Here is a 19905-nt window from a genome sequence, read left to right as displayed (position 1 = left end):
TCATGCCCTCTGCTCTATATGCCTTCGAACCGACCGGAAGGCGCGCCGGCAATAGAGTAGGCGCAGCCCGCCGGTCTTGGAGCGTACGGCATGCGCGATTGCTGGAGTTCCTCTACTGCCGTTTCGAACGCGTCCTGATCGCCAGCGGGCTCGTCCTGAGATGGATCGGGTTCGACCGCTTGGAGGCGCCGGTTGCCTCGATCGAGCGCGCGGTCAAGGGCGCTCTGTTCGACTGTCGCATGTGCGGTCAATGCATCCTGTCGTCGACAGGAATGTCATGCCCGATGAACTGTCCGAAAGGTCTCCGGAATGGACCTTGCGGCGGGGTGCGGCCTGACGGCCGTTGTGAAATCGATGCCGAGATGCCGTGCGTTTGGGTGATGGCATGGGAAGGATCGCTTCGAATGCGATGCGGCGATCGGATCCGGCAACCGCAAATACCGATCGATCATCGCCTCAAAGAGAGGTCATCCTGGCTCGCCGTCAGCCGGGGTGAGCACGCGCTCGACGGTGGTGAGTCCGGATCTTGAACCAACCCCAAGCGGACGTCGCGCGCCATCTCGATGCCGCACAATTCGAAGCGGGGCAGGTTTCGGCCGGGCGGCTCGAACATGTGCTCCGCCGGGGCGAGTTCGCTGTCACCGCGGAGCTCGATCCGCCCGATTCCGCCGATCCGAAGGACGTTTTCGACAGAGCGACGCTCTTCGGCAGCGCGGTCGACGCGATCAATGCGACCGATGGGTCGGGCGCCAATTGCCACATGTCGAGCGTGGCAATGTGCGCGTTGCTCATCCGAGCCGGTTACGAGCCGATCCTTCAGATTTCGTGTCGCGACTACAACCGGATCGCAATTCAGGGAAACGTGCTTGGCGCTGCGGCGATGGGTGTCTCCAATGTACTGTGCCTGACGGGCGACGGCGTCCAGGCCGGAGACCATCCGGAAGCGAAGCCCGTGTTCGATCTCGACTCCGTCTCTTTACTTGGCGCCATCAAGCGCATGCGGGACGAGCGGATGTTCTTGTCGGGGCGAAAAATCACATCACCGCCACGGCTCTTCTTAGGCGCCGCCGAAAACCCTTTTGCGCCGCCCTTCGAATTTCGTCCGCTGCGGCTGGCCAAGAAGGTTGCTGCCGGCGCGCAGTTCGTCCAGACGCAATTCTGCTTCGACGTGCCGATGCTGCGAGCCTTCATGGAACGGATACGCGACCTCGGCATAGACCAAAGTTGCTACATTCTCGTCGGAACCGGTCCGCTCTCATCGGTGCGAACCGCACGCTGGATGCGGCGCCATGTGCCAGGCGTTCATATCCCGGACAGCGTCATCGCCCGGCTGGAAGGCGCACGAGATCAGCGGGCCGAAGGAAGACAATTGTGCATCGAGATCATTCAAGAGGTGCGGGAGATTCCTGGAGTAGCCGGCGTCCATGTGATGGCTTACCGCCAGACGCAGTTTGTCCCGGAAATCGTCCATGAGTCAGGAGTGCTGAAAGGGCGCGCCGGTGGCATGCATTGCCCGGCAATCGGAGCGTCGAGCGATTGAGAAGATTCCCCCCATCTGGCCCCCACACGGCTGCAGGCCCTGAGTGGAAACGTCGGCCCTCGAGAATCCTAATGATTGCTTGGGAGTTCAAATCCCTCCGGTGATTTGTATCGCCACTGTTTTCAGGACCGATTGCCAGCTTATGATCGAAACTGCGCTCTCGGTCGCTGGGAGCTACTTCCGTTACCAGGGTCAAGCTGCGGCACCGATCAGGGTCGCCAATTACGCTCATGCCCCTAGGGGTGAGGCGAGAGGCGAGTTTCAAAACTATTTGAGCGCCTACCGAAACCCGCTCGCTGCCCTCAATCATAGTTTCAAAATCTATTTCCGAGTCCACGATCTTGGTCCCTGCTATCGGCCTGATTTTCCTAGAGGGCAGTTTCAAAAAATATTTGATCACCACACCGCTCATAGCGGGGGGCGAAGGCTGCGCCAATTCGTCGCCCGCTCATAGGCCCGCCCGATGGCGAGCGCGATCCCATCGTCGAAGGGCTTCGCGGCGATCTGCATGGCCAGCGGCAAGCCGTTGGACGACAGGCCGACGCACACGACCAGCGCCGGCGCGCCGGTGACGTTGAAGGGAGTCGAGGCCATGCGCTGGCGTGGCTTCAGCGACGACCAGGGGACCATCTCGTCGATCCGGCTGGGTTCGTCGAGCACGGACGCGGTTATCAACCCGTCGAGATTCGCCATCGCCTCGGCATAGCGTACCGACAGGCGGCGGCGCTGCCGCTGCGCCTGAATATAGTCGGAGGCGCGCAGCATGGCACCGGCAAGCAAGCGTTCCCGCGCCACCTTGCCGTAGCTGCCGGGGCGGCTCTTGAAATTGCTCTCGTGCACCGCGTAACCCTCGGCGTGGGTGAGAACCAGGGCGCACGTATCCCACTCGGCGAGCCTCGGCAGCTCGACCGTCACCAGCTTGGCGCCTAGACCGCGGAGAACCTTGAGCGCGGCTTCGATCCCGCGATGCACCTCGGCTGACGCCTCGAGGTCGCGCTCGTAGAAGTGCCGGACGACACCGATCCGCATGCCGGCAATGTCGGTCTTGGCGTGCCGGGCATAACGCTGCGGCCGGACCGATACGCTGGCCGGATCCGCTGGATCGAACCCGGCCATGGCATCCAGCATGAGGGCGCAATCTTCGGCCGTCCATGCCATGGGACCGCAATGATCAAGCGAGAATGCCAAGGGGATGACGCCGGCGCGGCTCACCAGGCCGTAGCTCGGCTTCAGCCCAGCAATGCCGCAAAATGCCGCGGGCGTGCGGATCGAGCCGCCGGTATCGGTGCCGAGCGCTCCGCTCACCAGCCCGGCAGCAACGGCTGCACCGGAGCCGGAGGAGGAGCCGCCGGTGAAGCGGTCGAGGTTCCACGGATTGCGCGCCGGCGGCCAGGGCAGATCGAAGGACGGCCCGCCGATGGCGAACTCATGGGTGGTCAATTTTCCGAGAATGATCGCGCCGGCGGCACGCAGGCGCCTGACGACCGTCGCGTCGGCGGCGGGAACATGCTGCTCGTGGATCTTCGATTGCGCCGTCGTCGCCACACCCTTCGTCTCGATCACGTCCTTGAGGCCGACGGGTATGCCGTGCAGCGGCCCGAGATATCCGCCGGCACGAATCGTTCGCTCCGCGCGCCGCGCTTCCCGCAACGCATCCTTCGCCAGGAGCCGAATGAAGCTGTGCAGCCTGCCATCCACGGCTTCGATCCGCTCGAGCTGGGCGGAGACGAGATCGACCGGCGAGAGCACGCCGCGGGCGATCCGGCGCCCTGCCTCGGCAATGGTGAGATCCGTCAGGGCCGGCATAGGCTAGGCCAGCGCCTCGATAGGCCCCAGCTCCGGCAGCCGCCGCTCGATCTCCGCGCGCCTCGGCAGGCCGGTCTGCGCGCCGTGCTTCTCGCAGGCGAGCGCGCCCGCGACCGAGGCGGAGCGCAGGGCCTCGTGCAAATCGGCGCCGGCGTCGAGCGAGGCGGCAAGCACTCCGACGAACGCATCCCCGGCACCCACCGTGTCGACGACCTCAACGGCAAGCGATGGCACCGCCGCAATGCCGCGCGCGGTCGTCGCAATCGCTCCCGTCTCGCCGAGGGTGACGATCGCAGTCAGCCCGCGCTCGCGCGTGAGCCGCGCCGCCACCAGCCGGGGCTCGCGTTCGGCCCAGCCCTGGAACTGCGCCAGCGCTGCCGCCTCATGCTCATTGACGACGAGGATGTCGGTGGCATCCAGCAGCCCCTCCGGCAACGGCAGCGCGGGGGCATGGTTGTGCAGCACCCGAGCGCCGCGGGCGCGAGCGCGGCGCGCGAGGATGACGTTCTCCGCCGGCGAGACCTCCATCTGCAAGACCACGATCAGGTCGCGCCCGAGCAGATAGTCCGGCACCTGATCGGCCTTGGCTTCGAGATTGGCGCCGATCGCCCCGAAGATCATGTTCTCGCCCTTGCCGTCGACGGCGATGAAGGCGACACCGGTCGGCTGCGGCGCGCGCCCGACGCCGGAGACATCGACGCCTTCCTTGCCGAGACCCGCAAGCAGGGTCTGGCCGAAGCCGTCCTCGCCGACCATGCCGTAGAGGCGCACCCGCGCCCCCGATCGGCAGGCCGCAACCGCCTGGTTGGCGCCCTTGCCGCCCGGCTGGGTGCGGTAGCTCGCCGTCACCACCGTCTCGCCCGGGCGCGGCAACCGCTCGAGGTCGACGAACAGATCCATGTTGACCGAGCCAAAGACGAGAACGGTCATTGCGCGTCCTCCAGGCTCAAGCCCCCCCGGAAGGCGGCGCGATCGGGGCACCGAACGTCACCCTCCCCTCCTCCACGCCGTGGCACGCCACCAGCGAACCTTCGGCGCTCGCATGCGGCTCCGGACGCTCGTGGCGGCAACGGTCATTGGCGAAGGGACAGCGCGGATGGAAGGCGCAGCCCGAGGGAGGCGCGATCGGGTTCGGCACCTCGCCGCCGACCGGGGTGCGTTGCCGGCCAGTCATGGCGAGGTCGGGAATGGTGTCCAGGAGCATGCGCGTATAGGGATGCCGCGGGGTCGAGAACAGCGTGCGCGCCGGCGCCACCTCGACCAGCCGGCCGAGATACATGACACCGACCCGATCGGCCATGTGGTAGACGACCGCCAGATTGTGGCTGATGAACAGATAAGTCAGCTTCAGCTGCCGTTGCAGCTGCTTCATAAGATTCAGGATCTGCGCCTGCACCGAGACGTCGAGCGCCGAGGTCGGTTCGTCGCAGACGAGGAACTCGGGATTGGAGGCGAGCGCGCGGGCGATGGAGATGCGCTGGCGCTGGCCGCCGGAGAACTCGTGGGGATACTTCTCGCCATCCGCCGGCGTCAATCCCACTTGCCGCAAGAGCTCCGCCACCCGCGCCATGATCCTCTCGTTGCCCTCGATCAGGCGGAAGGCGCGGATCGGCTCGGCGATGATCTCGGCCACGCGCCAGCGCGGATTGAGCGAGGCAAAGGGGTCCTGGAACACCATCTGCAGCCGGCGCCTGAGCTTTGCCTGCTGCGCCCGCGTGGTGAGCCCGGCGAAATCCACGCCCTCGAACTCGATGATGCCGCGGCTCGGCCGGTAGAGGCCGACCACCAGCCTTGCCACGGTCGACTTGCCGCAGCCGGATTCGCCGACCAAGGCGAAGGTCTCGCCTTTGCGAATCTCGAAATCGATGCCGTCCACGGCTCTCAGCGAGGCGCGCCTTTGGCCCTCGAGCAGCCTGTTGAGGAAGGGCGGCGAGACGTCGAAATAGCGCGCGAGGTTGGACACCCGCACCAAGGGATGCTCGCCCCCGGCGACGGCCATGCCCTCAGCCATGGACGCTCGCCTTCTGCTGGCCGGCCCGAGAACCTTCGGCGTGCAGCCAGCACGCCGCATCGGAGCGGCCGGCCGGCAGCAGCTCCGGGCGCTCCCGTCGGCAGCGCTCGAAGGCATGCGGGCAGCGCGGGTTGAAGGCGCAGCCCGGCGGGATCTGGGTCAAGCGCGGCATCGAACCGTCGATCTGCGCCAGTTTGTCGCGATCGGCGCCCACCATCGGAATCGAGCCCATGAGGCCGACCGTGTAGGGGTGCTGCGCCTCCTTGATCACGGAGCGCACCGGTCCGATCTCGGCGATGCGGCCGGCATACATGACCGCCACCCGGTCGGCGGTCTCGGCGATCACGCCCATGTCGTGGGTGATCAGCATGATCGCGGTGCCGTGCTCACGGCCGAGGCGCTTCAGGAGCTGGATGATCTGCGCCTGGATCGACACATCGAGCGCCGTCGTCGGCTCGTCCGCGATGACCAGACGTGGATTGGCCGAGAGCGCCAGCGCGATCACGACGCGTTGGCGCATGCCGCCGGAGAATTGGTGGGGATATTGGTCGATCCGCCGCTCCGGTGCGGGGATACCGACCTCCGCCAGGAGCTCGATCGCGCGGCCCCTTGCGGCTTGCGGCGACAGCTCGGAGTGGGTCTGGATCGTCTCCACCAGCTGCCGGCCGATGGAATAGAGCGGGTTCAGGCTGGTGAGCGGGTCCTGGAATACCGCGCCGATCTTGCGTCCGCGGATGCGACGGAGCTTCTCCTGGGGCAGATTGTCGATGCGTTCGCCATCGAGCAGGATGCGGCCGCCGGCGATCCGCCCGGGCGGCTCCAAGAGCCCGATGATGGCGTTGCCGGTCAGCGACTTGCCGGCTCCGGATTCGCCGACCACGCCCAGCACCTCGCCGGTGCCGATGGAGAAGGAGACGTCGTCGACGGCGACCAAGGTGCCGCGACGGGTCGGGAACTCAACCCTGAGATTCTCCACCGTGAGCAGCGCGTCCGCCATCAGCGGAGCTTCGGGTTGAGGGCGTCACGCAGCCAATCGCCCAAAAAGTTGACCGAGAGCACGAGCACCACCAGGAACACCCCGGGGAAGATCGCCATCCACCACTCGCCCGAGAACAGGAAGTTGTTGCCGACGCTGATCAGCGTGCCGAGGGAGGGCTCGGTCGGCGGCACGCCGACGCCGAGGAAGCTCAACGTCGATTCCTGGAGGATGGCCAGCGCCAGATTGAGGGTGGCGATCACCAGCACCGGTCCCATGACGTTGGGCAGCACGTGGCGGAACAGGATGAGCCCGGGATGCAGGCCGATGAGACGCGCGGACTGGACATATTCCTTGTTCTTTTCCACCAGCGTCGAGCCGCGCACGGTGCGGGCGAACTGCACCCAGCCGGTCAAGCCGATGGCCAGCACGATCACATAGACGACGACCCGGTCGTGCATGTCGCGCGGCAACAAGCCCCGCGCCACGCCGTCGATCAGGAGCACGATCAGGATCGCCGGGAAGCTCAGCTGCACGTCGGCCACGCGCATGATGACGGCATCCAAGGTGCCGCCGACATAACCGGCGATGAGGCCGAGGCTGATGCCGAGCGTCATGGCGAACAGCACCGCGAGGAAACCCACGAGCAAGGAGACGCGCATGCCGAGGATGATCGTGGAGAATACGTCCCGGCCCTGATCGTCGGTGCCGAAGAGATAGGCAAACTTGCCGCCCTCGATCCATGACGGCGGCAAAAACGCATCGGAGAGATTGAGGGTCATCACCTCGTAGGTATTGTGCGGCACGATCCAGGGCGCGAACAACGCGCTCAGCATGAAGACGACGGTGACGGCGAAGGCCACGACGACCGCGGGCGAGCGCCGGAAGCTGTAGATGAAGTCCGAGTCGAGGAACCGACCCAGCCCGTCGCGAATTCGGTGCGCTGCGAGACCGGTCATCGCGTCGGCTACTTTAGCGTCTCTTCAATCGTCATGGCCGGGCTTGACCCGGCCATCCACGCGGCTTCGCTACAGAGAGGAAGACGTGGATGCCCGGAACGAGTCCGGGCATGACGAAGGAGAGATCGACGGTGGTGCTTCGCAGCCATCAATGCGCCGTCGCCGGGCGGTCGATGCGCAGGCGCGGATCGACGACGTAATATAGGAGATCGACGACGAGATTGATGATGACGAAGAACAGCGCGACCAGCACCAGGTAGCTGCTCATCACCGGCACGTCGACGAACTGGATCGCGCTAATGAACAAGAGGCCCATGCCCGGCCACTGGAACACCGTCTCGGTGATGATGGCGAAGGCGATGAGGCCGCCGATCTGCAGGCCGGCGATGGTGATGACCGGCACCAGCGTGTTCTTGAGCGCGTGGCCGAAATTCACCGCCCGGTCGGAGAGGCCGCGGGCGCGCGCGAACTTGATGTAGTCCGTTCGCAGCACCTCCAGCATCTCGGCGCGCACCAGCCGCATGAACAAGGTCGTCTGGAACAGACCGAGGGTGATGCTGGGCAGGATCAGCGATCTGAGCCCGCTCTTGGTGAGGAAGCCCGTGCTCCACCAGCCGAGAGACACCACCTGTCCCCGTCCGAAGGAGGGCAACCAGCCCAGGAACACGGAGAAGAAGAGGATGAGCAAGATCCCGATGAGGAAGGTCGGCAGCGAGACGCCGACCAGCGACAGGGTCAGCATGACCCGGCTCACCGCGCCATGGCGATGCAAGCCGGTGTAGACGCCGCATGGCACGCCGACGAAGAGCGCGAACATGGCCGCCACGAACACCAGCTCGAGGGTCGCCGGCAGGCGCTCGGCGATGATCGAGGCGACGGGAGCGCCGATGCGGAAGGAATTGCCGAAATTGCCGGTGAGCTCGTTGCCGAGGAAGACCAGGAACTGCACGTAGAAGGGCTGGTCGAGCCCGAGCAGATGACGCAGCCGCTGACGCTCCTCGAGGGTCGCATCCGGGGCGACCATGCTGTTCACCGGATCGCCCATGTAGGTAAAGAGCGCGAAGGCGACGAACGCCACCGCCAGCATCACCAAGGTCGACTGCAGCAGCCGGCGGATGATGAAGGCGAGCATCAGTAAACCCTCACCCGGACAAAATAGTCACGGCCCGAAACAGCAGGGTCCGGGCCGTGACCGCGCATGAGGCGAGGCTCAACCGCAGCCAGCACCTACTTCATGGAGATCTGAGTCAGGTCGACGTCGTTCTGTGGCCGCGGCTTGACGTTGTCGGCAATGGTGTCCCGCACGCCCCAGGCCAGAGTCTGCTGGTGGAGGGGAATATGGCCGTAGTCGTTCTTGTGGATCATCTGCGCCTCTTCGAGCTCGGCGAGGCGCTTCTTCGGATCCATCTCGGTCTCTGCCTTGAGCGTCAGCTCCTCGACCCGAGGATTCGAATACCGCCCATCGTTGTTGATGCCCCACGCCGGATACTTGCTCCGGGTCATGAGATTGACGAGGGCGTTGTGCACATCGAAGGTGCCCGGTGTCCAACCCAGCATGTAGAAGCTGGTGTTGAATCCGTCCTTCTCGCCGATCTTGTCGAAATGCAGGCTGCGGGTCTGGGCGTTCAGCTTCACGGTGATGCCGGCCCGTGCCAGCATCGGCACGGCCGCCTGGCAGATCGCCTCGTCATTGGTATAGCGGTCATTGGGGCAATCGAGCTGCACCGGGAAACCGCTGGGGTAGCCGGCTTCGGCCAGGAGCTTCTTCGAGGCCTCGAGATCGAAGGGCGGACGCTTGTCGACCTCGGCGGAAAATCCCTGAACCCCAGGCGCCACCATCGAGCCCGTCGGCCGGGAGCCGTTGCGCATGACCACCCGATAGATCGCCTGGATGTCGATCGCCTTGTAGAAGGCCTCGCGCACCCGCTTGTCCTTGAACGGGTTCTTGCCCGTTCCCTTCATGTCCAGGAGCTCGTCGCGGAACTGGTCGAAGCCGAAGAAAACGGTCCTCAGCTCCGGGCCTTCCAGCACCTTGGCGCCGGGCGTCTGGTTGATGCGCTGGATATCCTGAGAGGGGACGGGATACATCAGATCGATCTCGCCCGAGAGCAGCGCGGCGACCCGGGTGGCGGCGTTGGCAATGGGGCGGAACTCGGCGCGGTCGACATTGCCGCGCTTGGCGGCGCCGCCCCACCAGTTCTCGTTGACGACCAGGACGGTGCGGTTGTCGGCGACGCGCTCGACCAGCTTGTAGGGGCCGCTGCCGTTCTCATTGAAGTTGATGAAGGTCGGGGCTGAGGTGCCGCGCACCACTTGGGTGGTATTGTTTTTCTCCGACCACGCCTTCGGCATGATGTAGAACGATGGCAGCTGCTGGAGGAGCACCGGATCGGGACCTTCAGTCACCAACTCAATGGCGAGATCGTCGATCTTGCGGATCTCCTTGACCGTGGCGACGTAGCTCTTCATCTCCGACTGCTCGGCCTTGAAGCGGGCGAGGGAGAAGATCACGTCATCGGCCGTTACGGGCGAGCCGTCGTGAAATTTGACATTGGGCCTGAGCTTCAACCGCAGGGTCTCTGGATTGAGCTGTGACCATTCGGTCGCCAGGTCCGGCGACAGGCTCAGATCGAAATTGCGATGAACCAGGCTCGAATAGAGGTTGCCCTTCATCGCATTGGACGGGCCCTCATTGTTGATCGCCGGGTCTAGGCCCAGGAGATCCGCATTGGTGGAATAGCGGAGAGTCTTGGCGTCGGCGGAAGTCGCAACCACGGACAAAGCGAGGCTCGCGGCGAGCGCGTAGGATTTCATCAACCGTCTCCCCTTCCCGCTCTGGCCAAGCCGGTCTCGGCCGTGCGGGACCTATGGTTTCCCTGCGGCACCAAGGCGGTTAACCCGCCCGTCTTCGGTGTTCGGTTGATAGACCGCCCCCGGCCATCAGTCAATTGGCTCGCCGTGGACGGCAGTCGCCCAAACGATCACGCGCGCTTGAGCGGCGGAACCAGAGATCATCGGTGATGGGAGGCTCGAACGGCAGTCATCCTGCCGACGAGGCGATGCTAGCAGATTTATTTGACAGCTAGCAAATGCATCCGTGTCGCTGCAGCTTCCACGGCCCGCCCACGAATGAGATCACGCACCCATGAGCTATTGCGGCCTCGATTTCGGCACCTCCAATTCCACCATCGGTCTTGGCCACGGAAACGGCGTCCGGCTGGCGCCGCTCGAAGGCACGGAGACGACGCTGCCGACCGCCATCTTCTTCCATTTCGAGGGGCGTGCGCCCGACTATGGCCGAAAGGCGATCGCGTCCTATGCCGACGGCCTCGAAGGCAGGCTGCTGCGATCGCTCAAATCCGTGCTCGGCACCGAGCTCATCAAAGAGGAAACCCAGCTCCGCCGCCGTCGGGTCAAGTTCACCGAGGTCATCGGCCTGGTCGTATCCCATCTCAAGGCGCAAGCCGAAGCGGCCGCGGGCCGGCCGCTGGAGGCGGTCGTGCATGGGCGGCCGGTCCACTTCGTCGATGGCGATGCCGCCGCCGACCGGCGGGCCGAGGCGACCCTGGCGGAGATCGCCCATGCGTCGGGCTTCCGCCACGTGTCGTTCCAGCTCGAGCCGATCGGCGCCGCACTGCACTACGAGCAGAACCTCGAGCGCGAGGTATTGGCGCTCATCGCCGATATCGGCGGCGGCACCTCGGACTTCTCCTTGGTGCGGCTCGGGCCGGATCGGAGCCGCCGGGCCGAGCGGGCCGATGACGTGCTCGCCAATCACGGCGTGCGCGTCGGCGGCACGGATTTCGACCGGCTCTTGAGCCTGGAGGCGATCATGCCGGCGCTCGGCTACGGCTCGCCGATGGCGCGAACGGGATTGCCCGCACCGGTCTTCCTGTTCCACGACCTCGCCACCTGGGCCAAGATCAATTTCCTCTACCGGGCCGACATACTGGCGGCAGTCCGCGATTTGCGGGCGCAGGCGACGGAGCCCCACCTGTTCGAACGCCTGCTGCGCGTGCTGCGCGAACGCCTGGGCCACGCCCTCGCTTTTGCGGCGGAAGAAGCGAAGATCGAGCTGTCGCATGATCCAGAGACCCGGATCGACATGGACCTCCTCGAGCCCGCTCTCGGCGTCCCGGTCGATCGCGGGATACTGGAGTACGCGATCGCCGAGCCGACCCGCCAGATCGCCCGGGCGATCGACGACTGCCTCGCCCAGGCGGGCGTCCCGGCCGGGCGGGTCGAGCGTCTCTTCCTCACCGGCGGATCGACCTTGGTTCCGACGGTACGCCAGGCGATCGAGGCGCGGGTGCCGGGGGCCGAGGTGGTGGAGGGCGACCGCTTCGGGGCGATCGGCCTCGGCCTTGCCCTCGAAGCCAAGCGGCGATACGCCTGAACGCCGGTGTTCGACCCCTTTCAACCGGCAGCCGGGCCCCTTATGCTGGCGCCCAGATCCATTCCCCGGAGTTCCCCATGACCGTGCGTCCAAACTCGCCCGCCGCGCGCGATATCGCGACATATCTGCATCCCTACACCAACCTCCTCAAGCATGAGCAGGAAGGACCGCTGATCATCACCCGGGGCAATGGCGTCAAGGTCTATGACGACGCCGGCAAGGAGTATATCGAGGCGATGGCCGGGCTGTGGTGCGCCTCGCTCGGCTTCAGCGAGAAGCGCCTGGCCGACGCCGCCTACAAGCAGCTGCAGAAGCTCCCCTACTACCACTCCTTCGCGCACAAGCAGCACGACGTCTCGATCGATCTCGCCGAGAAGCTCTTGTCGATGGCGCCGGTGCCGATGTCGAAGGTGTTCTTCGCCAATTCCGGCTCGGAAGCCAACGACACCGTCGTCAAGATGGTCTGGTACTTCAACAACGCGCTCGGCCGGCATAAGAAGAAGAAGATCATCAGCCGGCTCCGCGGTTATCACGGTGTCACCGTCGCCTCGGCGAGCCTGACGGGACTGCCCAACAACCACCGCGACTTCGACCTGCCGATCGCCAACATCATTCACACGGATTGCCCGCACCACTATCGCTACGGCCAGCCGGGCGAAAGCGAGGAGGCCTTCGCCACCCGCATGGCGGAGAATCTGGAGAAGCTGATCCTGGCCGAGGGCCCGGACACCTGCGCCGCCTTCATCGCCGAGCCGGTGATGGGTGCCGGCGGGGTGATCACGCCGCCTGCGACTTATTTCGAGAAGATCCAGAAGGTGATCGAGAAGTACGATCTTCTGTTCATCGCGGATGAGGTCATCTGCGGCTTCGGGCGCACCGGCAACATGTTCGGCAGCCAGACCTACGCGCTGAAGCCGAACATGATCACCTTGGCGAAGGCGCTGACCGCCTCCTACCTGCCGATGTCGGCGGTCATGATCGACGAGCGGGTCTACGATGCGCTCAAGCGGAACTCCGACAAGATCGGCGTCTTCGCCCATGGCTACACCTATTCCGGCCATCCCGTCGCCGCCGCGGTCGGCCTGGAGACGCTGAAGATCTATGAGGAGCGAAACATCATCGATCACGTGCGCCGGATCGCGCCCAAGATGCAGCAGGGACTGCGCAAGTTCGCCGACCACCCGCTGGTGGGCGAGGTGCGCGGCGTCGGCCTCGTCGCCGCCATCGAGCTGGTCAAGGACAAGCGGACGAAGGATGGCTTCGATCCGAAGAAGGGTGTGGGCAGCTATCTCGCCAAGCGCTGCGAAGCCCATGGGCTCATCGTCAGAGCGATGGTCGACAACATCGCCTTCACCCCACCCTTGGTCATCACCGAGGCGGAGATCGACGAGATGCTGGCCCGCTTCGGCCGTGCCCTCGACGACACCGCGGCGATGGTGGACGCCGAGAAGCTCAGGTCGGTAGCGTAGCTAAGACACCGTACTGATGGATAGGCTTCCCCTCACCCGCTCGCTGCCGCTCGCGACCTCTCCCCACGGGAGAGGTTACGATCGCCTGCGCTTCATGCCCCCTCTCCCATGGGGAGAGGGCCGGAGTGAGGGGAAGCACCCGCCCAAGTAGAGACTACTCAGAACGTCGCTCGTGTCCCTCAAATCCCGCTATTCGATCCTCAGCCTCGCTCGGAATGCCTTGGGCTTCGGCGAGGGCTGGCAGGAGGCCTGGCGCAGCCCGGAGCCGAAGCCCGAATACAAGGCGATCATCGTCGGCGGCGGCGGCCATGGCCTGGCCACGGCCTACTACCTCGCCAAGGAGCACGGCATCACCGACGTGGCGGTGCTGGAGAAGGGCTGGATCGGCGGCGGCAACACCGGACGCAACACCACCGTGGTGCGCTCGAACTATCTCTGGGACGAGAGCGCCTTTCTCTACGAGCATTCGCTCAAGCTCTGGGAGCGGCTTACCGACGATCTGAACTTCAACGTGATGTTCAGCCAACGCGGCTTGCTGGCGCTGGCGCACAGCCAGCACGACCTGCACGAGCTGTCGCGCCGCGCCCATGCCAACAAGCTGAACGGCATCGATGCCGAGCTCCTGAACCTGCGCCAACTCAAGGAGTTCTGCCCCATCCTCAACTGCGCGCAAGACGTGCGCTATCCGGTGCTGGGCGCGGGGCTGCAGCCCAGGGGCGGTGTCGCCCGCCACGACGCGGTTGCCTGGGGCTATGCCCGCGGTGCCGACGCGCGCGGCGTCGACATCATCCAGAACTGCGAAGTGACCGGCATCCTGCGCGACGGCGCCAAGGTCGTCGGCGTCGAGACCTCGCGGGGGCTCATCAAGGCTCCCAAGATCGCCCTGGTTACGGCCGGGCATTCGAGCGTGCTGGCCGCAATGGCGGGACTCCGGCTGCCGATCGAGAGCCATCCCCTGCAGGCCTTCGTCTCCGAGCCGATCAAGCCGATCCTCGATACGGTCGTCATGTCGGGGACGGTGCACGTCTATGTGAGCCAATCCGACAAGGGCGAGCTGGTGCTGGGCGCCGGCATCGACAGCTTCAACAGCTACGCCCAGCGCGGCAGCATTCCCATCATCGAAGACTCGGTCGCCGCCGCGATCGAGCTGTTTCCGATCTTCTCGCGCCTGAAGCTGATGCGGAGCTGGGGCGGCATCGTCGACATTTGCCCCGATGCGAGCCCAATCATCTCGAAGACGCCGATCGACGGCCTCTACCTCAATTGCGGCTGGGGCACCGGGGGCTTCAAGGCGACGCCGGGCTCCGGCTGGGTGCTCGCCCACACCATCGCCCAGGATCGCCCGCACAAGCTCAACGAACCCTTTGCTCTCTCACGCTTCACGTCGGGCCAGCTCATCGACGAGCATGGCGCCGCAGCGGTGGCGCATTGATGGATCCGGCACGATGCTGCTGATCTCCTGCCCCTGGTGCGGCGAGCGGGCGGAGTCGGAGTTCCGCTGCGGCGGCGAGGCGCATATCCACCGGCCCGATCCCAGCGTCGCCGACGCGGAATGGGCCGACTACCTCTTCATGCGCAAGAACCCGAAGGGTTTGCAGCTCGAGCGCTGGTGCCATGTGCAAGGGTGCCGGCGCTGGTTCAACGTCGCCCGCGATACGGTCACCCACCGCATTCTCCGGGTCTATCGCATGGGCGAGCCGGCGCCGCCTGAGCTAGCGACCAAAGCGCCATGAGGCAGCCCTATCGCCTCGCCACCGGGGGTCGCATCGACCGCAGCCGCGGCTGCCGCTTCATCTTCGACGGCACTGCCTATGAGGGCCACCCCGGCGACAGCTTGGCCTCGGCGCTGCTTGCCAACGGCATCCATCTCGTCGGCCGCAGCTTCAAGTATCACCGGCCGCGGGGCATCTTCAGCGCCGGCGCCGAGGAGCCGAATGCGCTCCTCCAGCTCGGCCTCGGCCGACGCAGCACGCCCAATCAGCGCGCGACCCTCGTCGAGCTCACCGACGGGCTGGTGGCGGCGAGCCAGAATTGCTGGCCGTCGGTTCGCATCGATCTGGGCCGCGTCAGCGATCACCTGTCGCCGCTATTCCCAGCCGGCTTCTACTACAAGACCTTCCTTGGCCCGCCCAGCCGCTGGAAGAAATACGAGTGGTTCATCCGCCGCGCCGCCGGTCTCGGCCGCGCGCCCGATGGCCCGGACCCCGACCGCTACGAGAAGGTGAACGAGCATTGCGACGTGCTGGTGGCCGGTGCCGGGCCGGCGGGTCTGGCGGCGGCACTCGCCGCCGCAGCCAGCGGCGCTCGCGTGCTGATTGCCGACGAGCACACCGAGCCGGGCGGCCAGCTCTTGGGCACGCAGGCCAGCCTCGACGGCAAGCCGGCCCAGGACTGGGTCACGGCGGCAACCGACGCGCTCGACCGCCACGCCAACGTCACCCGCCTCGCGCGGGCGACCGTGGTCGGTTACTACGATCACAACTTCCTCACCATCGCCGAGCGTCTCGAGGAAGGCCAGGAGAATGGCCACCCGCGCGAGCGCCTGTGGCGGGTCAGGGCGAAGCAGGTAGTGCTCGCTACCGGCGCCATCGAGCGGCCGCTGGCCTTCGCCGACAACGACCGCCCCGGCATCCTCCTGGCATCGGCGGCGCGCACCTATGTCAACCGCTTCGCCGTCAGGCCCGGGAACCGGGCGGTGATCTTCACCAACAATGACGATGCCTACCTGACCGCCTTGGATCTCGCCGGCGCCGGTGTGGAGGTCGCAGCCGTGGTCGACACACGGCCCGAGCCGCAAGGTGCCTCTGCCGTCGCGGTGCTGAAGCAAAGCATCCCGCTGCTGGCCGGCTATGCCGTCATCCAGACCGAGGGCGGGCGGCGCCTCCGCTCGCTGGAAGTGGCGCGCCTCACCGAGGCCGGCGATGGTGTCACCACCGATCGCAGACAATTGGACTGCGACCTCTTGGCCGTCTCCGGCGGCTGGAATCCGACGGTGCATCTCTACTCGCAGTCCGGCGGCAAGACCCGCTTCGATCCGGCGCTGGCGGCCTTCGTGCCGGACCGCTCTGCCCAAGCGGAACGCTCCGCCGGTGCCGCCGCCGGCACCTTGTCGCTCGGCGACTGCCTGGCCCAAGGCGCCAAGGCCGGGGCCGAGGCGGCGCGCGCTGCCGGCTACGCCGAAGGCGGCATCCCGCCCTTGCCCAGGTCAGATGAGCCTGCATCGTCGCCGGCGCGCCATCTCTGGGTCATGCCCCGGCAAGCGGGCAAGGGCGGCAAGCGCTTCATCGATCTGCACAACGATGTGACCGACGCCGATCTCAAGCTGGCGACGAGCGAGGGCTACCGATCGGTCGAGCATGTGAAGCGCTACACCACCCTCGGCATGGGGCCGGACCAGGGCAAGACTAGCAATGTGCTGGCGCTCTCGGTGTTGTCGGAAGCCTTGGGCGCCGCCATCCCGGCGATCGGCACCACCACCTTCCGCCCGCCTTACATGCCGGTCAGCTTCGGCACAATGGCCGGGCGCAACGTCGGCGCGCTCGCCGATCCGCTCCGGGTGACGCCGATGGATTCCTGGCAGGCGGCGACCGGCGCGGTCTTCGAGCCGGTCGGCCAGTGGCGCCGCGCGCGCTTCTATCCGAAGCCAGGCGAGGACATGCAAAGGGCGGTCGACCGCGAGGTCCTGGCGGCGCGAAATGGCGTCGGCCTCTTTGATGCCTCGACCCTCGGCAAGATCGACGCGCGCGGGCCCGATGCGGCGGAGTTCCTGGACCGGGTCTACTGCAACGACTTCAAGAGCCTCGCCGTCGGGCGCTGCCGCTACGGCTTGATGCTGGGCGAGGACGGCATGGTGCGCGACGACGGTGTCACCGCGCGCATCGGCCCCGACCAGTTCCACATGACCACTACCACCGGCGGCGCTGCGCCGATCCTGCATTGGCTCGAAGAGTGGCGCCAATGCGAGTGGCCAACACTGCGCGTGCACCTGACCTCGGTCACCGAGCAATGGGCGGTAGCAGCACTGGTCGGCCCGAAGGCGCGCGACGTGCTGGCCGGCCTTGTCGACTTCGATATTTCCGCCGGCGCCTTCGCCTTCATGCAGTGGCGATCCGGCAGGGTGGCCGGCATTCCGGCGCGCGTGTTCCGGGTCAGCTTCACCGGCGATCTCTCCTTCGAGATCAACGTCCCCGCCCGTCACGGCCGCGCCCTGTGGGAAGCCTTGCTCGCCGCCGGCGCCGCTGACGGCATCACGCCCTATGGCACCGAGGCCTTGCACGTGCTCCGAGCCGAGAAGGGCTTCATCGTCGTCGGGCACGAGACCGACGGTTCGGTCACACCCATCGACCTCGGCCTCGAAGCCATGCTGAGCAAGAAGAAGGACTTCATCGGCAAGCGCTCGCTCGCCCGCCCGCTCATGCGCGATCCCGGCCGCAAGCAGCTCGTCGGTCTCACCACCGCCGATGCCAAGGAATATCTGCCGGAAGGGGCTCAGATCGTCGATCGGCCGCCCGGCACGGAACGACCCGTGCCGATGATCGGCCATGTGAGCTCGAGCTACCGGAGCGCCACGCTCGGCCGCTCGATCGCCATGGCCCTCATCAAGGGTGGGCGGGCGAGGCTGGGTTCGACCGTGTTCGTGCCGCTGATGGATGGGCGCGTGGTGGCCGCCGAGATCACCAGCCCGGTCTTCTACGATGTCGAAGGAAAGCGCCGGGATGGTTGAGCCGGAAACCCCGCTCCAGAATCTGGCGAAACCCGGCGGCGCCGATCCGGCAGGCCTGATCCTGGCCGAGCGCCGGTTCCCGGGGCAGGTCATCCTCCGCGGCGATGGCGCCGATCAGGGCTTCCTCGCCGCCGCCCAAAGCGTGCTCGGCGTGGCGCCGCCGATCCTCCCCAACACGGTCGCGGGCGCTGCCGGCATCGATGTGCTTTGGCTCGGCCCGGAGGAATGGATGCTGGTGACGCCGCCCGGCCAAGAAGCCGGATTGGTCGAGCGCCTCAATGCCGCCTGTGCCGGCCTCCATGCCGGCGCCATCGATGTGAGCGATGCGCGCGCCGTCATTCGCCTGGAAGGGTCGGCGGCGCGCCGGGTGCTCGCCAAGGGCACGCCACTCGATCTCGGAGCCTCCGTGCTGGGACCCGGACGCTGCGCCCAGACCAGCCTCGGCCGCGCCACGGTGATCCTCCGCCCCGTCGGACCGACGGGCCAGGCCTATGAGGTGCATGTCGGCCGCAGCTTCGCGCCCTATCTCTGGGCCTGGCTCCTGGATGCCGGTCGCGAGTTCGGGGTGCGGGTGGTCACGCCCTGAGCGCGAAGGCGTTCGGCAGGCGTGGTACGGAGCGTGACAGCGGCGGCCGCCTGCGGTAGGGTCGAGTTGCGAGCGGTTCTTAATATGGGCGAGGGTGCACTCGGGTGGTCTATCGCGACAATTCTCTGGTGCCGACCGAGGCGATCCGCCTCTGCGCTCTGGGCGAGCTCGCCCAAGAGCCGCGGCACTATGCCGATCTCGCCGCCTCGGTCCGTCACTTCGTGCAGCGCATCGTCGGCCCTTCCCTCGAGCTTTTGGGCCCATCCTTGGAGCTGCTCAGGGTCGAAGGTCTGATCGAGCCGGTCGACGGCACCGGGATCGCCGACAATCCCCTCCTGCGCCTGACCGATGCCGGCCGCGCCAGCCTGATGAAGCTCTTGACCGCCGGCATCCGCGCCCAGGCGAACGAGCTCAGCAAGCTCATCGTCGCCTTGAAGCTGCGCTTCCTCTATCTGCTCGAGCCGGCCCAGCAGCTCGTCGAAGCCGACCGCCTGGTCGAGGTGCATGAGCGTGAGCAGGCGCGGCTCATCGATCTCCGCATGAGCCAGGCCGCCGAGCCCGGCGCGCTCGCCGATTGGCTCGATCTCGAGATCCGCCATGCGGATGAACGCCTCGCCTGGTGCCGGACGCTGGTCCGGCGTCTGCAGCAAGAAGCCGGGGCAACCGCGGCGGTCTAGCGCCGCTCAGAATAGATGCTGGCCACCGGTCACGTAGATCTCCGTGCCGGTGACATAGGTCGAGTCCTCGCCCGCCAGATAGTGGATGGCCCGGGCCACGTCTTCCGGCTGGCCCAGCCGGTTGAGCGGAATGCGCGGGATGAGGACGTCGGTATCGGGCGACAGCATCGCCGTCTCGATCTCCCCCGGCGCCACCGCGTTCACGCGGACACCGAGGGCTGCGAACTCGGCGGCCATCTCCCGGGTCAATGCCGACAGCGCCGCCTTCGAGGTGGAATAGGCGGAGCCGGCGAAGGGATGCACGGCGTGGCCGGCGATCGAGGTGATGTTGACGATCGCCCCCTTCCCCTTGTGCAAGGAAGGGGCGAAGCCGCGGGCGAGCTTCAACGGCGCGAAGAAATTGAGCTCGAAAACCTGGCGCCAGGCGTCGAGATCGCCGTTGAGGCAGCCCAGGCGTTCCTTAAACGGCGTCTTCGGCGACCAGCCGGCATTGTTGACCAGCGCATGCAAGGGCCCGCCATCCAGCACGCCCATGGCTTCGAGGATGAAGGCATTGACGCTGTCGGCATCGGCGAGGTCGGTCGGGACGTGATGCGCGTGCTTGGGATCGCGCAAGCATTCGGGCGGCACCTCCTCGCGGCTGCAGGTGATCAGGCGCCAGCCGCGCTCGGCGAAGAGCCTCACCGTTGCGTGCCCGATGCCGCGGCTGGCACCGGTGATGATCACCGTCTTCGGCCCGGTCATGGCGCGGATCCCCTAGGG

General features: G+C 66.3%; 17 protein-coding genes. 9 read left to right on the top strand and 8 right to left on the bottom strand.

Annotated elements, in window-relative coordinates; genetic code table 11:
* Positions 1-2: 2 nt before the first annotated feature.
* Positions 3-530, top strand: a complete 528-nt coding sequence (locus HY058_08230) for a methylenetetrahydrofolate reductase C-terminal domain-containing protein (protein ID MBI3497278.1) — start codon at positions 3-5, stop codon at positions 528-530.
* Complete coding sequence (locus HY058_08225) at positions 527-1540, top strand: methylenetetrahydrofolate reductase (GenBank protein MBI3497277.1); 1014 nt, start codon at positions 527-529, stop codon at positions 1538-1540. Before HY058_08230 ends, HY058_08225 begins: the two co-directional genes overlap by 4 nt.
* 408 nt (positions 1541-1948) lie before the next feature.
* On the opposite strand, the gene HY058_08220 is transcribed toward HY058_08225, so the two are convergent.
* The 7 genes from HY058_08220 to HY058_08190 form a co-directional block, all read right to left on the bottom strand.
* Positions 1949-3346 carry an amidase gene (locus tag HY058_08220; GenBank protein ID MBI3497276.1) on the bottom strand — a complete coding sequence of 466 codons (1398 nt, stop codon included), beginning with the start codon at positions 3344-3346 and terminating at the stop codon, positions 1949-1951.
* A gap of 3 nt (positions 3347-3349) precedes the next feature.
* Positions 3350-4276 carry a ribokinase gene (locus HY058_08215; protein ID MBI3497275.1) on the bottom strand — a complete coding sequence of 309 codons (927 nt, stop codon included), beginning with the start codon at positions 4274-4276 and terminating at the stop codon, positions 3350-3352.
* 16 nt (positions 4277-4292) lie between these two features.
* Positions 4293-5357 (bottom strand): ATP-binding cassette domain-containing protein, encoded by a 1065-nt coding sequence (locus HY058_08210; protein MBI3497274.1) that lies wholly within the window; start codon positions 5355-5357, stop codon positions 4293-4295.
* The gene (locus tag HY058_08205; protein MBI3497273.1) at positions 5350-6354 is read right to left on the bottom strand and encodes an ABC transporter ATP-binding protein; all 1005 of its coding nucleotides are present in this window, start codon (positions 6352-6354) and stop codon (positions 5350-5352) included. The genes HY058_08210 and HY058_08205 overlap by 8 nt, the downstream gene beginning before the upstream one ends.
* A complete protein-coding gene (locus HY058_08200; GenBank protein ID MBI3497272.1) occupies positions 6354-7292 on the bottom strand; it encodes an ABC transporter permease in 939 nt (312 codons plus the stop codon). Before HY058_08200 ends, HY058_08205 begins: the two co-directional genes overlap by 1 nt.
* Before the next feature lie 148 nt (positions 7293-7440).
* Positions 7441-8424, bottom strand: a complete 984-nt coding sequence (locus tag HY058_08195) for an ABC transporter permease (GenBank protein ID MBI3497271.1) — start codon at positions 8422-8424, stop codon at positions 7441-7443.
* Positions 8425-8519: 95 nt separating this feature from the next.
* Positions 8520-10106, bottom strand: a complete 1587-nt coding sequence (locus HY058_08190; protein MBI3497270.1) for an ABC transporter substrate-binding protein — start codon at positions 10104-10106, stop codon at positions 8520-8522.
* A gap of 331 nt (positions 10107-10437) precedes the next feature.
* Between HY058_08190 and HY058_08185 the strand changes: the two genes are divergently transcribed.
* The 7 genes from HY058_08185 to HY058_08155 all read left to right on the top strand — a co-directional run bounded on the left by HY058_08185 (position 10438) and on the right by HY058_08155 (position 19143).
* On the top strand, positions 10438-11688 hold the full coding sequence (locus tag HY058_08185) for an Hsp70 family protein (GenBank protein MBI3497269.1): 1251 nt from the start codon (positions 10438-10440) through the stop codon (positions 11686-11688).
* A 77-nt stretch (positions 11689-11765) separates the two neighbouring features.
* Positions 11766-13157: an aspartate aminotransferase family protein gene (locus HY058_08180; GenBank protein ID MBI3497268.1), complete on the top strand. Its 1392-nt coding sequence runs from the start codon at positions 11766-11768 to the stop codon at positions 13155-13157.
* A gap of 172 nt (positions 13158-13329) precedes the next feature.
* Entirely contained in the window at positions 13330-14589 is a 1260-nt protein-coding gene (locus tag HY058_08175) for a sarcosine oxidase subunit beta family protein (protein ID MBI3497267.1), read from the top strand.
* Between the two features lie 13 nt (positions 14590-14602).
* Entirely contained in the window at positions 14603-14890 is a 288-nt protein-coding gene (locus tag HY058_08170) for a sarcosine oxidase subunit delta (protein ID MBI3497266.1), read from the top strand.
* Complete coding sequence (locus HY058_08165; protein ID MBI3497265.1) at positions 14887-17880, top strand: sarcosine oxidase subunit alpha family protein; 2994 nt, start codon at positions 14887-14889, stop codon at positions 17878-17880. Before HY058_08170 ends, HY058_08165 begins: the two co-directional genes overlap by 4 nt.
* Entirely contained in the window at positions 17873-18466 is a 594-nt protein-coding gene (locus HY058_08160) for a sarcosine oxidase subunit gamma (GenBank protein ID MBI3497264.1), read from the top strand. The genes HY058_08165 and HY058_08160 overlap by 8 nt, the downstream gene beginning before the upstream one ends.
* A gap of 104 nt (positions 18467-18570) precedes the next feature.
* The gene (locus tag HY058_08155) at positions 18571-19143 is read left to right on the top strand and encodes a hypothetical protein (GenBank protein ID MBI3497263.1); all 573 of its coding nucleotides are present in this window, start codon (positions 18571-18573) and stop codon (positions 19141-19143) included.
* Positions 19144-19149: 6 nt separating this feature from the next.
* On the opposite strand, the gene HY058_08150 is transcribed toward HY058_08155, so the two are convergent.
* Positions 19150-19887 (bottom strand): SDR family oxidoreductase, encoded by a 738-nt coding sequence (locus HY058_08150; GenBank protein MBI3497262.1) that lies wholly within the window; start codon positions 19885-19887, stop codon positions 19150-19152.
* Positions 19888-19905: the final 18 nt, after the last annotated feature.

Source organism: Pseudomonadota bacterium, from assembly GCA_016195085.1.
Lineage (GTDB): Bacteria > Pseudomonadota > Alphaproteobacteria > SHVZ01 > SHVZ01 > JACQAG01.
This window is presented reverse-complemented; position numbering and strand designations above follow the sequence as displayed.